Here is a 14,937-nt window from a genome sequence, read left to right as displayed (position 1 = left end):
ACGCCACTCCGGTACAGCGACACCCGCGTGTCGCGTACCGGGGTGGCGTTTCGCAGCCGTGCGGGGGCGGCCTCAGCGGCGCAGGACGCGGCGGGCCAGCACGTTGCCGAGCAGCTGCACCAGCTGCACGATCACGATGATCACGAGCACCGCGGCCCAGGTGACGACCGGCTCGAACTGCCGGTAGCCGTACTGGATCGCGAAGTTGCCGAGCCCGCCGGCGCCGATGTATCCGGCGACCGCCGACATGTCGATCACGGCGACGAACACGAACGTGTAGCCGAGGATCAGCGGACCGAGCGCCTCCGGCAGCAGCACCGTGCGGACGATCCGGAACCGGCTCGCTCCGACCGACCGCGCCGCCTCGATCACGCCGGGCTGCACGGTCAGCAGGTTCTGCTCCACGATCCGCCCGATGCCGAAGGCGGCGCCGAGCGAGAGGGTGAAGACGATGGCGTCCGTGCCGATGCCGGAGCCGACCACCAGCCGGGCCAGCGGCTGGGCCGCGGCGATGAAGATGATGAACGGGATCGGCCGGAACACGTTCACGATCACGTTGAGCAGTCCGTGGACCATCCGGTTCGCGTAGAGGGCGCCGCCGCGGGTGAGCGCGAGGCCCAGTCCGATCAGCAGTCCGCCGAGCCCGCCGAAGAGGAGGCTCAGCGCGACGATGTAGAGCGTCTCGCCGGTCGCCTGGACGAGCTTGGGCAGGAGCGGGATCAGCTCGTTCATCGGGGCACCTCCGTGAGGGCGACGCGTCCGCCGAGGCGGGCGAGGAGGGAGTCGACGACGCCGTCCGGCGCGTCGAGGGCGACCGTGAGGTGGCCGAAGGCCCGCCCGCGGACGTCGGTGATGCCGCCGTAGACGAGCTCGAGCGGCACACCGGCGGCCGCGACCTCGGCGAAGACGTCGCCCTGGGAGGCGGAGTCGTCCGAGAACGAGAGCGTGACCAGCCGACCGCGGTGGCGCGCGCGCAGCACGGCCGCCTCCGCGGGCGAGGGCACCGAGCGGACGACCGTGGAGACGAAGCGGCGGGTGACCGGCTCGCGCGGGGCCGAGAACACGTCGAAGACGGGCCCGCGCTCCACGATGCGGCCCGACTCCATCACCGCGACCTTCGTCGCGAGCTGCTGGACCACGTCCATCTCGTGGGTGATCACGACGATGGTGACGCCCAGCTCCTCATTGATGCGGCGGAGGAGGGCGAGCACCTCGCCGGTGGTGTCCGGGTCGAGCGCGCTGGTGGCCTCGTCGGCCAGCAGGATGCGCGGGGAGGCGGCGAGGGCGCGGGCGATGCCGACGCGCTGCTTCTGCCCGCCCGAGAGCTGCTCCGGGTGGCTGCGCGCCTTGTCGCTCAGGCCGACGAAGCGGAGCATCTCGTCGACGCGGGCGCGCTGCTCCGCCCGCGGGACGCCCGCGACCTGCAGCGGGTAGGCGACGTTCTGCCCCACGGTCTTCGAGCCGAACAGGTTGAACTGCTGGAAGATCATCCCGATCCCCAGGCGCAGCCGGCGCAGCTCGCGCTCGGGCAGGCCCACGGTCTCGCGGCCGTCGATCTCGATGCTGCCGCTGGTCGCGGGCTCCAGAGCGTTGACGAGGCGCGCGAGCGTGCTCTTGCCGGCGCCGGAGTAGCCGATCACGCCGTATACGTCGCCCGCCTCGATCTCGAGGCTCACGCCGTCGACGGCCGCGGTCGGGGCGGCGCCGCGCCCTGCGCCGGGGTACACCTTGCGCACGTCGGTCATGCGGATGAGCGGCACGGGGCGCCCTTTCTGTTGCGGGGGAGGCGCGGGACCGCGCCGGAGGGGAGCTCCGCGAGCGGAGGACCCGACCGGCGCGGTGCCGCGGGTGCCGGAGTCAGGAGGCGGCGGAGATGTCGGTCTCGGCGGACTCGAGCGAGGTCTCCAGCTCGGAGGCCGGGGTCTTCAGGAAGACCGCGGTGCCGCCGGACTGCTCCGAGACGCCGTCGAGCACGTCCTGGCTGTCCTGGTAGATCGAGACGAGCTTCGTGTAGGTCTCGTTCTCGGCGTCGTCGGCCCGGGCGGCGAAGATGTTCGTGTAGAGCAGGGAGGCGGGGTCGCTCGGGTCGTCCTGGGCGATCGCGTCCGAGGCCTTCAGGCCCGCGTTCTCGATGAAGTCGTTGTTGATGATCGCGGCGGCCACGTCCGGGAGCGACGTCGGGGTGAGGGAGGCCTCCAGCGCGGTGACCTCCACCTTCGAGGAGGACTCGACGTCGTCGACGTTCGAGAGCACTCCGCCGCCGTCCTTCAGCTCGACGAGCCCGGCCGACTGCAGCACCAGCAGCGCGCGCGCCTGGTTGGTCTCGTCGTTGGGGATCGCGACGGTGGAGCCGGCGGGGATGTCCGCGACGTCGTCGTACTGCGAGGAGTAGAGGCCGAGCGGGTAGATCGCGGTCGCGCCGATCGGCACGAGGTCGGCGTCGGCCGAGGTGTTGTACTGCGCCAGGTAGGCGATGTGCTGGAACTGGTTGAGGTCGATCTCGCCCTCGGTGAGGGCGGGGTTGGGCTGGTTGTAGTCGCTGAAGTCGACGATCTCGACGTCGATCCCGGCGTCGGCGGCGGCCTTCTCGTAGGTGGCCCAGTAGGGGTCGCTCGCGCCGACCACGCCGATGCGGACGGTGTCGTCGCCGCCGCCCGCGCCGGAGCAGCCGGCGAGGAGGAGGGCGGCGGAGGCGGCGATCGCGGAGGTCGCGAGGAGTCGGGTGCGCAGGGTCATGGCTGTGGGGATCCTTCCGTGGAGAGGATCCGGGCACTCGGCGCCGACCGAGCGGTGCTGGTCACCGCCGGCGCTGCGACCGGCCTCCGGTCGCTCGGCGCCGCGACTGCGCGGATCCCGGGGATCACCTTACGAAGGCGTTCGGACCCGCGCGGAACCCGCGCGTAACACGGCGACTCGGAGGCAGCGGAGGCGCGCGCTCACCGCCTGACCGCGCCGTGGCGGCCGCTCAGCTCGCGAGCGCGCCGTCCTCGCCCGCCGACGCCTCGTGCTTGGCGATCCTCTTCGCGATCGCGTCGCGCTCGGCCCGGAGCGACGCGATGGTCGGCTTGTCCAGGCGGGGGTCGGCCAGGTCGGCGAAGGGGCTCGCGGCGCCGGTGCGCGCGGACACGAGCGCGGCGTACGCCTTCGTCGCGGCGCGGAGCTCGGCTCCGGCCCGTTCGACCTTCCGCGGCTTCGACTCCTTGTCCGAGACGAGTCGGGCGTGCTTGTCGAGGGCGTCTACCAGCGCGCGATGCGCGGCGTCAATCTTCTTGCTCATAGGCGCATTATGGCGCAGGATCGGCGCGCGGCGCCGACTGTGACTCCCCGCGCCCGCCGCCCCCTTCCGTGAGACGCCGCTTCGGCACGCGACACGCCGGGGGAGGCGTACCGGAGCGGCATCTCGCGGGGAGGGGACGGTCGGGTCAGCGGGCGACCGGCGTGGAGACGGACGACGCGCCCGCGCTGGTGGCGACCGCGTCGAGGACGCGCTGCACGTCGAGGGCGTCGGCGAACGTGGGCGCGACGGGGGTGCCGCCGGCGATCGCCTCGACGAGGTCGACGACCTGGTGCGTGAAGAGGTGCTCGTAGCCGATGCCGTGCCCGGTCGGCCACCAGGCGGACATGTACGGGTGCGCCGGCTCGGTGACCTGGATGCGCCGGAAGCCCTGCGCCTCCTCGGGATCGCGGGCGTCGTAGTACTCGAGCTCGTTCATCCGCTCGAAGTCGAACGCGATCGAGCCGAGCTCGCCGTTCACCTCGATCCGGTTGGCGTTGCGGCGGCCGGTCGCGACGCGGGTCGCCTCGAAGACGCCCAGGGCGCCGCCCTCGAAGGAGGCGGTGAAGGCCGCGGCGTCGTCGACGGTCACGGCGCCGCGCGGGGCGTCGGCACCGGCGCGGCCGCCGAGGCCGACCTGCTCGCTGAGCACGGGGCGCTCGGTGGTGAAGGTGCGCAGCGTCGCCGAGACCGAGGTGATGCCGCGGCCGGTCAGCCACTGGGCGGTGTCGATGCTGTGCGCGCCGATGTCGCCGAGGGCGCCCGAGCCGGCGCGCTCCTTCTGCAGGCGCCAGGTCAGCGGCGCCTCGGAGTCGGACAGCCAGTCCTGCAGGTACTGGGCGCGCACGTGGCGGATGTCGCCGAGGCGGCCCTCCTCGATGAAGCGCTTGGCGAGGGCGAGGGCCGGGGTGCGGCGGTAGCTGAAGCCGCACATCGCCACCTTCCCGGAGGCGGCGGCCGCGGCGACCATCCGCTCCGCCTCCTCGACGGAGTTGGCGAGGGGCTTCTCGCACAGCACGTGCTTGCCGGCCTCGAGGGCCGCGATGGCGATCTCGGCGTGGGTGTCGCCCGGGGTGCAGATGTCGACGAGGTCGATGTCGTCGCGGGCGATGACGGCCCGCCAGTCGGTGGAGGCCTCGCTCCAGCCCAGCCGCTCGGCGCGCTCGGCGGTCGAGTCGGGGTTGCTCCCCACGAGCACGGCGAGCTCGGGGCGGAGGGGGAGGGGGAAGAAGCGGGAGGCGGTGCGCCAGGCGTGCGAGTGGGTGCGGCCCATGAAGGCGGTCCCCACCATCGCGACGCGCAGGGCTCGGTCGTTCGACATCGTCGTCCTTTCGTCGGCCGTACGACCCTGCCACGGGTCGGGGCGCGGGCGCTACCGCGCTCGGCGAGGCCGCCCCCGGGGCGACGCGCCCGGGCTGCACGGACATGAGCACGTTCATAGGGTTCGGAGAGCGCTCTATCACGGACGGAATGTCTCAACAGCCGCCGTCAGATGTCGCGTAATCCCGCGGATCCCTGCCCTGACGCGGTAGCAGGAAGCCCTCCGGGCGACTGGGCGATCACCCGAACCGCCTTCGAATCGGTTCAGAACTTTTGCTTGACCCGCGACGTAAGTGGAAGTAGCTTCATCCGCATGGTCACCGCAGACCCCCGCAGCACTGCTGCACAGCCTCTTCCCCGCACCTCCGACGAGTCTCAGCAGCTGCTTCTGCAGATGCGCGGCATCGTGAAGGTCTTCCCCGGCGCCCGTGCTCTCGACGGCGTCGACCTCGATGTCCGACCCGGTGAGGTGCACTGCCTCCTCGGCCAGAACGGCGCCGGCAAGTCCACCCTCATCAAGACCCTCGCCGGGGCCCACCAGCCCACCGAGGGCGAGATCCTCGTCGACGGGAACGTCGTCACGATCCCGTCCCCGACGGCGGCCCTCGCCCTGGGCATCGCGACGATGTACCAGGAGCTCGACGTCGTCGACGGCCTCTCCGTCGCCGAGAACATCTTCCTCGGCCACGAGCTCTCCCGCGGCGGCTTCACCGCCCGGGCGAAGGCGACGAGGATCACCCGCGAGCTGATGGAGCGCCTCGGCCACTCCGAGATCTCGCCGAACCGCGAGGTCGGCACGCTCTCCGCCGCCGGCAAGCAGATCGTGCAGATGGCCCGCGCCCTCTCGCACGACGCGCGGGTCATCATCATGGACGAGCCCTCCGCGGTGCTCGACTCCGAGGAGGTGGAGAACCTCTTCCACGTGGTGCGCCAGCTCACCGCCTCCGGCGTCGCCATCGTCTACATCTCGCACCGCCTCGACGAGATCCGCGCCATCGGCGACCGGATCACCGTGATCAAGGACGGCGCCACCGTCGCGCAGAACCTCGCGGTCGCCGACACCCCCACCTCGCAGCTCATCACCCTGATGACCGGCCGCGCCGTCGAGTACGTCTTCCCGGACCGCCAGGAGCTCGACGTCGAGGCCGAGACGCTGCTGAAGGTCGAGAAGCTGGGCCTGCAGGGCTCCTTCTCGGACGTCTCCCTCGAGATCCGCGCCGGCGAGGTCGTCGGCCTCGCGGGGCTGGTCGGCTCCGGCCGCTCCGAGATCCTCGAGACCATCTACGGGGCGCGCCGCGCCAGCACCGGGACGGTCAGCGTGGCGGGCAAGCGCCTGCGCGCCGGATCCGTCACCTCGGCGGTCGACGCCGGCATCGGCCTCTGCCCGGAGGAGCGCAAGAGCCAGGGCCTGCTCCTGGACGAGCCGGTCTACCGCAACATCACCCTCTCGACCTTCGACCGCTTCGCCAAGCGCGGCTTCCTCGACGAGCGCTCCGAGCGCGCGGCGGCGGCCGAGCAGGCGGTCTCCCTCGACCTGCGGCCCTCCGGGGTCGACCGCGACGCCCGCACCCTCTCCGGAGGCAACCAGCAGAAGGCGCTCCTCGCCCGCTGGCTCGTGCGCGGCTGCCGCGTCCTGCTGCTCGACGAGCCGACCCGCGGGGTCGACGTCGGCGCACGGGCCGAGATCTACACCCTGATCAGGGACCTCGCGACCAACGGCGCCGCCGTGCTCGTGGTCTCCAGCGAGATCGGCGAGGTCCTCGGACTCTCCGACCGAGTGCTCGTGATCTCCGACGGCGCCGTGGTCCACGAGGGCCCGGCCGATTCGATCGACGAGCACCGCGTGCTCGATCTCGTCATGGAAGGAAGTGCAGCGTGAGCGGACAGCTCGACACCGCGTCGCCGTCGATCGGCGGTCCGCAGGAGGACGCCGCCCGTCACGCGTCGGCCGCGACGGGAGGCTCCTCCGGGGGCGTGCCCTCGAAGGACTCCCGCTCCGGGATGGCCCGCCTCATGCAGGGCTCCCTCGGCCGCAACGTCGGGCTGCTGCTCGCGCTGGTGATCCTCTGCATCGTCGGATTCGCGACCGCGGGGGAGCGCTTCGCCAGCGTCGACAACGTGCTCACGATCCTCCGCCTCGCCGCCGTCATCGGCGTGCTGAGCATCGGCATGACCTTCGTCATCACCTCCGGCGGCATCGACCTCTCGGTCGGCTCCGTGATGGGGCTCGCGACGGTCTGGGCGAGCACGGTCTCGACCCAGTACTACGCGGCCAACACCTCCTGGCTGGTGATCGTGCTCACCGCGGTCGTCGTCGGCCTCGTCTGCGGCCTGATCAACGGCGCGCTGATCGCCTACGGCCGGGTCGTCGCCTTCATGGCGACCCTGGCGATGCTCGTCGCCGCCCGCGGCTTCGCCGAGCTGATCTCGAACCGCCAGACGCAGGTCGTCACGGTCACGCCGTTCCTCGACTTCTTCCGCGCCGACGTGCTCGGCATCCCGGTGCTCGTGCTGATCTTCGTGGTCGTCGCCGTCGCCGGCTGGATCCTGCTCAACCGCACCACCTTCGGCCGCCGCACCATCGCGGTCGGCGGCAACCCCGAGGCGGCCCGCCTCGCCGGCATCAAGGTCCGCCGCCACACCATGTACGTCTACGGCCTCGCCGGGCTCACCGCCGGCATCGCCGCCGTCATGATGCTCGCCCGCACCACCGCCGGCAGCTCGACCAACGGCCTCCTCTACGAGCTCGACGCCATCGCGGCGGTCGTCGTCGGAGGCACGCTGCTGGCCGGCGGCCGCGGCACCATCGTCGGCACCGTGTTCGGCGTCCTCATCTTCACGACCCTGACCAACGTGTTCACGCAGAACAACATGTCGACCTCGACTCAGGCCGTCGCGAAGGGCGCGATCATCGTCGCCGCCGTCCTGCTGCAGCAGCGGTTCGCCGCCCGCGGCAGGAAGTCCTGACCCCGGGGCTCCGGCCCCGCTCCTCCACACACAGCAACCCACCCGACCACTCAGGTCACCTCTCCGCAGGACACGTGTGCCCTCGGACCCCTCGGATCGATCGAAGGAGATCACTTCCATGCCCGCACGCCCCTTCACCCGCAGCCGCCTCTCCCGCACCGCCCGACTCGGCTCGGCCGGCGTCGCCTTCGGCGCCGTCGCGCTGATGCTCACCGGCTGCATCTCGAACGCCCCGGTCGAGACCGGCAACGCCGCCTCCGGCGGGACCGCCGCCGCCGTGGCCGCCTCGGACAACGACGCCTCCGGCGACAACGTCGTCATCGGCTTCACCGCTCCCGCCGCCGACCACGGCTGGATGGGCGCGGTCAGCCGCGCCGCCATCGCCGAGGCCGAGAAGTACGACGACGTGGAGCTCCGCACCGCGGAGGGGACCAACGACGTCAACCTCCAGATCAGCCAGGTCGAGACCTTCATCAACGACGGCGTCGACGCGATCGTGCTCCTGCCGATCGACGGAGCGGCGCTCACGCAGGTCGCCACCCAGGCGATGGAGGCGGGCATCACCGTCATCAACGTGGACCGCGAGTTCTCCAGCCCCTTCGCCGCCCGGTCGACCATCCTCGGCGACAACTACGGCATGGGCGTCAGCGCCGGCACCTACATCTGCGAGGAGCTCGGCGACAACCCCGACGCCGTCGTCGCCGAGATCGCCGGCATCGACTCCCTCCCGCTGACCCAGGAGCGCAGCCAGGGCTTCTCGGACGCGCTCGAGGGCTGCGGACTCGACGTGGACAACCGCGTCGCCGCCGACTTCACCGTCCAGGGCGGAGAGCAGGCCGCGGCCAACCTCCTCCAGGCCGCGCCGAAGATCGACGCCATCTGGAACCACGACGACGACCAGGGCGTCGGCGTCCTCGCGGCGATCGACACCGCCGGACGCGACGAGTTCCTCTTCGTCGGCGGCGCCGGCTCGGCCAACGTGATGCGCGCGATCGAGGCCGACGACTCCGTCGTCAAGGCCACGGTCGTCTACCCCTCGACCCAGGCCGCGGACGGCATCAAGCTCGCCCGTCTCGTCGAGCAGAACAAGTCGATGGCCGACACCAGCTCGCTCGGCGTCCCGCGCCAGATCCAGCTCTTCGCGCCGGTCGTCACCAAGGACAACGTCTCCGAGTACCTGCCCTCGGCCTTCGAGTCCTGATCGGCCCCACCAGCCCGGGTCGGCGCGGGAACCATCCCGCGCCGGCCCCCACCTCGGCGCCGCCCCGGGATCACTGACGACCCGCAGCGCAACGCCACCGGCATCCGCGAGAGGAGGAGGAGTGCAAGACACCGGCCCCAGGGCCGGACAGGAGGAGACCGGATCCGCTCAGTCGTGCGGACAGCGACGGACCCGGCCTCTGCGATGAACACCTCATTGAAGGAATCACATCACGCATGAATGGTAAGCGATCCTCGAGAAGAAGCATCAGGCGTCTTCTCGCACTCGGCATCGCCGGGATGGTGACGGTCTCCGGACTCACCGCCCTCGGCCTGCCCGCCTCGGCCCACGACGGAGTGGACCACGGTTCCGAGGGCGGAGCATCCGCTCTCGACTGGAGCAACTACGAGAAGGTCCTGCTGACGAAGAACGTCGGCGAGCCCCTCGACCTGGCCGTCCTCCCGGACAAGTCGGTCCTCCACACCGCTCGGAACGGCGAGATCCGCCACACCGACCCCAAGACCGGCACCACCCGTGTCGTCAACACGATCCCCGTGTACCAGAACTCGGAGGACGGGCTGCAGTCCGTCGGCATCGACCCCGACTTCGCCGAGAACAAGTGGGTCTACCTCGTCTACGCGCCCCCCGGGAACACCCCGACCGGTGCGGCTCCGAACATGCTGCCCGAGGGCGCGACCGACAGCTACTGGGACCAGTGGAAGGGCATCAACCGCCTCTCCCGGTTCAAGTGGACCGGCTCGGGCCTCGACCTCGCGAGCGAGCAGAAGATCATCGACATCGAGACCCAGCGCGGGCAGTGCTGCCACGTGGGTGCCGACTTCGACTGGGACGCCGACGGCAACCTGTACCTCTCCACCGGCGACAACACGCCGGCGAGCGCTCCGGGTGCCGCGGGCTTCGCGCCGAACAACGACGCGCCCCGCATGAACCCGGGCTTCGACTCGCGTCGCGGCGCCGGCAACACGAACGACCTCCGCGGCAAGATCCTCCGGATCACCGTGCAGGAGGACGGCTCGTACACGATCCCCGACGGCAACCTCTTCCCGGTGGGAACCGAGAAGACCCGCCCCGAGATCTTCGTGATGGGCGTCCGCAACCCGTTCAAGATCGACGTCGACGCCGAGACGAACACCCTCTCCTGGGGCGACTACGGCCCCGACGCCACGAAGGCCGCTGCGGCCGACGGCGTCCGCGGCCCGATGGGCCTCGTCGAGTGGAACGCGACCGGACTGGACGAGCCGCACAACTCCGGCTGGCCCTACGTCCACGGACCCAACGCGCCGTACAACGAGTGGAACTTCGAGACGTCGACGCCCCGCGGCTTCTTCGATCCGGAGAACCTGAAGAACAACTCGCGCTGGAACACCGGCCTCGTCGACATCCCGGACGCCAAGGCGGCGACCGTTTACTACGGCGACAACCCCGGCGACCAGCCGTTCGACGAGCTCGTCAACTTCGGGACCAGCACCGGCCAGGGCCCCATGGGCGGACCGGTGTACCACTTCGACGCGGACAACACCTCGACGTCGAAGTTCCCGGAGTACTGGGACAAGAAGACCTTCTTCGGCGAGTTCTCGCAGGACTACATCGCGGCGTTCACGCTCGATGAGGACCGCGCGGTCACGCACATCGAGGACTTCCTCCCCAACGCGGCGCTCAGCCAGGCCGCGCAGCCGATCCACGACAACCCGATGGACATGGAGTTCGGCCCCGACGGGTCGATGTACGTGATCGAGTACGGCGACGGATTCTTCCGCGCCAACCCCGACGCGGGCCTGTACCGGATCGACTACGCCGAGGGCAACAAGGCGCCGCAGGCCCGCTTCACCGCGACCCCCCTGTCCGCCTCGCAGACCCCGCTCGAGGTCACGTTCGACGCCAAGGGATCGACCGACCCCGAGGGCGACGCGCTCACCTACGACTGGGACTTCGACGGCGACGGCACCTTCGACGCCACCGGAGTGACCGTCAAGAAGACCTACACCGAGCTCGGACAGTTCACGGCCCGTCTGCGCGTCACCGACGCCAAGGGCAAGTTCAGCCTGACCTCGCGGGTCATCTCGGTCGGCAACCAGGCGCCGCAGATCCAGATCCAGACGCCCGGCAACGGCTCGTTCTTCAGCTGGGGCGACGCGATCCCCTATCAGGTGACCGGCAAGGACGCTGAGGACGGCGACCAGATCGTCAGCAGCCGCGTGGGCTGGACCTACGGCCTCGGCCACGACGAGCACGCCCACCCCGAGGTCACCGGCACCGGTGCCAAGGGGGCGTTCCCGACGTCCAAGGACTCGCCCGAGCACGGCCCCGGCGCGCTGCTGTACGGCACCGTCGTCGTGACCTACACGGACGGCGGCTTCAACGGCCTGCCCCCGGCTGCGGCTGAGGCGACGCTGCGGCTGAACCCGAAGACGCAGGAGGCGGAGCACGCCGCCCGTGAGGGCGTCCTGCCCTACGCGGACACCACCGCCAGCGGCGGCAACGCCGTCAGCGGACTCGGTGCGGGATCCTTCCTGCGCTGGGACCCGGTGAACTTCGCCAACCTGACCGGCGTCGTGGTCCGCGCCACCGGTGAGGGCACCGTCGACCTCCGCTGGAACGCTGCCGACGCAGCGCCCTTCGGAACAGCGACCATCCCCGCGGGAGCCGGCTGGAAGGACGTCCTCGTCCCCTTCGGCACCAACGTCCCCCGCGGCACCGGCTCGCTCTACGTGACCTCGCCCAACGGCCTGTCGCTCGACTCCCTCACCTTCCAGGGTGCCGGCGCCGGTGACAAGACGGCTCCGACCGTCGCGGCGACCCTCGACCCGGCAGCGCCTGCGGGCGTCGGCGGCGTCTACAACAAGCCCGTGACCCTCGGCCTCACCGCCACGGACAACGGAGCGCTCTCCACCGTCCAGTACTCCGCCGACAACGGCACGACGTGGACCACGGTCCGCGCCGTCAACGGCGCGTACACGGTCCCGTTCACCACGAACGGCGCCCGGACGATCCAGTACCGCGCCACCGACACCGGCGGCAACGTCTCGGCGGTCGGCACGGTGAAGTTCACGATCGACCTGGCCGCGGCGAACGCCCCGACCGCCGCGTCGACCACCACTGTGGCGCTCTCGGCTCCCCGCGTGACCTTCGGGGCACCCGGCGAGGCGACCGTCACGGTCACCGGTCAGGGTGGGAACCCCGGCGGAGAGGTCGTCCTCTACGAGGGCGCCACCGAGCTGGGCCGCGCGACGCTGAAGGACGGCAAGGCGACCTTCGCCCTGCCGAAGACCCTCGGCGCCGGCACCCATACCCTCCGTGCGGCGTACGGCTCGGACGCCACCTTCAAGGCCTCGGAGGGCACCGCCCGCCTGATCGTCTCGAAGGCCGCCTCGGAGCTCACCGCGACCGTCTCGCCCAACCCGGTCAAGCCGGGCGCCAGCGCGCAGGTCACGGTCGACGCGAAGTCCTCGACGGGTGTCGCCGGCACCGGTCAGGTGAGCGTGATGGTGAAGAGGAACCTCTCCACCGTCGCGATGCTCACCGGGACCCTCGACGAGAACGGGCACGTCGTGGTGACGCTCCCGAAGCTCGCGGCGGGCAGCTACAAGCTGACCGTCACCCACACCGCCACGGCGGACACCAACGCCGCGTCGGCGCTGCTGAACCTCACCGTCCAGCAGTAGCCCCCGCGCAGGGGCCGGCCGGCTCGACCGGGCCGGCCGGCCCCCACCCCCTGCACCATCTGCCATTTCGAAGGAGAAATGATGCACCACCACCACGCATCCATCACGGCCAAGCCGATGAGCCGGCGCTCGCTGATGACGGCCCTGGCCGCATCGACCGTCGCGGTCGGCGTCGGAGCGGGAGCCCTCGCGGCACCCGCCACGGCCGCCCCCGCGCCCTCGTCCGGATCCACGCGCCTGGTCCCGATCAACCGCATCGGCATCCAGCTCTTCAGCGTCCGCGACAAGGTCTCGTCGCTCGGCTTCCGGGCCGTCTTCGAGGAGCTCGGCCGCATCGGCTACAGCGAGATCGAGTTCGCCGGGTACACCCAGGGCAACGTCGGAGCGATCACCCCGCAGCAGATCCGCCAGCTGCTCGACGACAACGGCCTCCGCGCCGTCGGCTCGCACGTCGGCACCAACCTCCTCCGCTCGGAGCTGGGCAAGCAGATCGAGATCGCGCAGATCCTCGGCACGCCGCACCTCGGCACCGGCAACGCGCCCACCAACGTCAACACCAAGGCGGGCTACCTCGCCGCGGCGGAGGAGTGGAACAAGTGGGGCCAGCAGGTCTCGGCCGCGGGCATGAAGCTCTACCAGCACAACCACGCCGGTGAGTTCGGGTTCGCCACGGACGACCCCAAGACCCGCCTGTACGACCTCTTCTACGACAACACCGACCCGCGTCACGTGTACCTCGAGATGGACGTCTACTGGGCGTACGTCGGCAAGAAGCTCTACCCGGGCTTCGAGCCGCTCGACTACATCAAGCGCAACCCGCGCCGCTACCCGATCCTGCACCTCAAGGACGGCAAGACGAACAACGCCAACACCAACGGCTACGACATCGTCGAGTTCGGTGCGGGCAACCTGCCCTACCAGGCGTTCCTCTCGGAGCTGCGCGACCGCGGCCAGCGCTTCGGCGTCTGGGAGCAGGACACCGCTCCCACGCTGGCGACGCCGCCGAGCACGGGGAACTCCCTCGAGGCCGCTTCCCGCAGCTACTCCGCGATCGCTGCGCTCCGTGGCTGAGCGCACCCCGCGCCGCGCGCGCCGCACCGACAGCACCATCACCAGCACGACGCGCACGAGCGCACCGAGGAGAACCCCCATGAAGTGGAAGACGCCCACGGCGGTCCTCGCGGCCGCCTCCCTCGCGATGGTCGCCGCACCGTCCGCCTTCGCGGCGACGACGGACTGCACCACCGAGCTCGGGAACCAGACGATCACCGGAGATCTCAACGTCGGCGCGGGCCAGACCTGCGTGCTCGGCAACGTGACCGTCACCGGCAACGTCATCGTCGGCGACGACGCCTGGCTGGACGCCACCTCGGCGACCATCGGCGGCGACGTCATCGGTACCGACGCGTACGGCATCTCGATCGACGGCACCAGCGTCGGCGGAGACGTCGTGTCGTTCTCGGACGGCAGCCGCAACGGCTTCCTCTACCTGCGCGACCTCACGGTCGGCGGCATGGTCGAGGCCGGCGGGATCGACGTCGAGTTCAGCGACCTCTCGGTCGACGGCTCGGTCAGCACCGACGCGGCGAACTACGTCGACGTCGACCGCACCAGCGTCGGCGGCGACGCCACCTTCGCCGGCAGCGACTTCGGCGTGAACGTGCAGGGCGCCATCGTCGGCGGCTCGCTCGCCGTCACCGGCTCCTCGCGCGGCGTCCTCCTGGGCGCGAACGAGGACGGCTCGGCCTCGGCCCTCGGCAACACGGTGGGCGGGAACCTCACGCTCTCGGGCAACTCCGGCAACGTCCAGCTCGCGGGCTCGACGGTCGGCGGGCGCATCGCGCTCGCCGACAACGCGCCGGCGGTCAACTTCGGCGCGGGCAACACCGCCGCCGGAGTCGACGGCACCTTCACGGGAACGGCGGCGGGCGCTGCGGCGGCCGGCGACCAGGCCGTGGCCGTCATCGTCCCCGAGGCCAACAAGGGCGAGCTGACCTGGACGCTCGAGGGCACCAGCAACCTGGTGAACCTCGGCGTCGCCGAGGAGCAGGGCGACCACTTCGCCGCCTCCGGTGAGCTCGTGCCGGTCCGCGTGACCGACACCCGCCTCAACGGCCCGGCCTGGTCGGTCACCGGCCAGCTGAGCGACTTCCGCTCCGGCGAGAAGACGTTCTCGGGCAAGCACCTCGGCTGGACCCCCGAGGTCCTGGAGAACACGGGCGGTGCCGTCGCCGGCGCAGCCGTCCCCTCCGGGTTCGACTCGGGCAACGGCCTCGCCACGCCCCGCGTCCTCGGCTCCGCCGCGGCGCAGCACCCGACCGGATCCTCGGTCCTGGGCGCCGACCTCGACCTGAAGCTCCCGCTCTCGGTCGGAACCGGCACCTACACCGCGACGCTGACGCTCACCGCGCTCGGCTAGCACCGGTGGGGCGACCTCCGGGCCGCCCCACCCTCCCCCCGTCTCCCCGCGAGACGCCACTCCGGTCCGCCCC

General features: G+C 71.2%; 11 protein-coding genes. 6 read left to right on the top strand and 5 right to left on the bottom strand.

What is annotated here, in order from left to right; all coding sequences use genetic code 11:
• Nucleotides 1-72 precede the first annotated feature (72 nt).
• From C5B98_RS13105 to C5B98_RS13085, 5 genes are all read right to left on the bottom strand, one after another.
• On the bottom strand, nucleotides 73-732 hold the full coding sequence (locus C5B98_RS13105; protein WP_104226596.1) for a methionine ABC transporter permease: 660 nt from the start codon (nucleotides 730-732) through the stop codon (nucleotides 73-75).
• Nucleotides 729-1,760 (bottom strand): methionine ABC transporter ATP-binding protein, encoded by a 1,032-nt coding sequence (locus C5B98_RS13100; protein WP_258063519.1) that lies wholly within the window; start codon nucleotides 1,758-1,760, stop codon nucleotides 729-731. Before C5B98_RS13100 ends, C5B98_RS13105 begins: the two co-directional genes overlap by 4 nt.
• 97 nt (nucleotides 1,761-1,857) lie before the next feature.
• Nucleotides 1,858-2,736 (bottom strand): MetQ/NlpA family ABC transporter substrate-binding protein, encoded by an 879-nt coding sequence (locus C5B98_RS13095; protein ID WP_104237943.1) that lies wholly within the window; start codon nucleotides 2,734-2,736, stop codon nucleotides 1,858-1,860.
• 229 nt (nucleotides 2,737-2,965) lie between these two features.
• Nucleotides 2,966-3,277, bottom strand: coding sequence for a hypothetical protein (locus C5B98_RS13090; RefSeq protein ID WP_104233529.1), 312 nt, complete (start codon nucleotides 3,275-3,277; stop codon nucleotides 2,966-2,968).
• A gap of 145 nt (nucleotides 3,278-3,422) precedes the next feature.
• The gene (locus C5B98_RS13085) at nucleotides 3,423-4,595 is read right to left on the bottom strand and encodes a Gfo/Idh/MocA family protein (protein WP_104324691.1); all 1,173 of its coding nucleotides are present in this window, start codon (nucleotides 4,593-4,595) and stop codon (nucleotides 3,423-3,425) included.
• 393 nt (nucleotides 4,596-4,988) lie between these two features.
• Here C5B98_RS13085 and C5B98_RS13080 point away from each other — a divergent pair, with 393 nt between their 5' ends.
• The 6 genes from C5B98_RS13080 to C5B98_RS13055 all read left to right on the top strand — a co-directional run bounded on the left by C5B98_RS13080 (nucleotide 4,989) and on the right by C5B98_RS13055 (nucleotide 14,864).
• Nucleotides 4,989-6,473, top strand: a complete 1,485-nt coding sequence (locus tag C5B98_RS13080; RefSeq protein WP_219812904.1) for a sugar ABC transporter ATP-binding protein — start codon at nucleotides 4,989-4,991, stop codon at nucleotides 6,471-6,473.
• Nucleotides 6,474-6,595: 122 nt separating this feature from the next.
• Complete coding sequence (locus C5B98_RS13075; RefSeq protein ID WP_104222491.1) at nucleotides 6,596-7,561, top strand: ABC transporter permease; 966 nt, start codon at nucleotides 6,596-6,598, stop codon at nucleotides 7,559-7,561.
• Nucleotides 7,562-7,679: 118 nt separating this feature from the next.
• Entirely contained in the window at nucleotides 7,680-8,762 is a 1,083-nt protein-coding gene (locus C5B98_RS13070; RefSeq protein WP_104222461.1) for a substrate-binding domain-containing protein, read from the top strand.
• 236 nt (nucleotides 8,763-8,998) lie between these two features.
• On the top strand, nucleotides 8,999-12,445 hold the full coding sequence (locus C5B98_RS13065) for a PQQ-dependent sugar dehydrogenase (RefSeq protein WP_146076960.1): 3,447 nt from the start codon (nucleotides 8,999-9,001) through the stop codon (nucleotides 12,443-12,445).
• An 81-nt stretch (nucleotides 12,446-12,526) separates the two neighbouring features.
• A complete protein-coding gene (locus tag C5B98_RS13060; RefSeq protein ID WP_219813837.1) occupies nucleotides 12,527-13,516 on the top strand; it encodes a sugar phosphate isomerase/epimerase in 990 nt (329 codons plus the stop codon).
• A gap of 79 nt (nucleotides 13,517-13,595) precedes the next feature.
• The gene (locus tag C5B98_RS13055; protein WP_104226600.1) at nucleotides 13,596-14,864 is read left to right on the top strand and encodes a hypothetical protein; all 1,269 of its coding nucleotides are present in this window, start codon (nucleotides 13,596-13,598) and stop codon (nucleotides 14,862-14,864) included.
• Nucleotides 14,865-14,937 lie beyond the last annotated feature (73 nt).

This window comes from Rathayibacter sp. AY1A5, assembly GCF_002930875.1.
Lineage (GTDB): Bacteria > Actinomycetota > Actinomycetes > Actinomycetales > Microbacteriaceae > Rathayibacter.
The sequence above is the reverse complement of the archived record's forward strand: the minus strand, read 5'-3'. Positions and strand labels throughout refer to the sequence as shown.

Bases quoted from the DNA above. Each gene is read 5' to 3' on its own strand.
- C5B98_RS13105 (WP_104226596.1), bottom strand. From the start codon at position 732: ATGAACGAGCTGATCCCGCTCCTGCCCAAGCTCGTCCAGGCGACCGGC.
- C5B98_RS13095 (WP_104237943.1), bottom strand. From the start codon at position 2,736: ATGACCCTGCGCACCCGACTCCTCGCGACCTCCGCGATCGCCGCCTCC.
- C5B98_RS13090 (WP_104233529.1), bottom strand. From the start codon at position 3,277: ATGAGCAAGAAGATTGACGCCGCGCATCGCGCGCTGGTAGACGCCCTC.
- C5B98_RS13085 (WP_104324691.1), bottom strand. From the start codon at position 4,595: ATGTCGAACGACCGAGCCCTGCGCGTCGCGATGGTGGGGACCGCCTTC.
- C5B98_RS13080 (WP_219812904.1), top strand. From the start codon at position 4,989: ATGCGCGGCATCGTGAAGGTCTTCCCCGGCGCCCGTGCTCTCGACGGC.
- C5B98_RS13075 (WP_104222491.1), top strand. From the start codon at position 6,596: ATGGCCCGCCTCATGCAGGGCTCCCTCGGCCGCAACGTCGGGCTGCTG.
- C5B98_RS13070 (WP_104222461.1), top strand. From the start codon at position 7,680: ATGCCCGCACGCCCCTTCACCCGCAGCCGCCTCTCCCGCACCGCCCGA.
- C5B98_RS13065 (WP_146076960.1), top strand. From the start codon at position 8,999: ATGAATGGTAAGCGATCCTCGAGAAGAAGCATCAGGCGTCTTCTCGCA.
- C5B98_RS13060 (WP_219813837.1), top strand. From the start codon at position 12,527: ATGCACCACCACCACGCATCCATCACGGCCAAGCCGATGAGCCGGCGC.
- C5B98_RS13055 (WP_104226600.1), top strand. From the start codon at position 13,596: ATGAAGTGGAAGACGCCCACGGCGGTCCTCGCGGCCGCCTCCCTCGCG.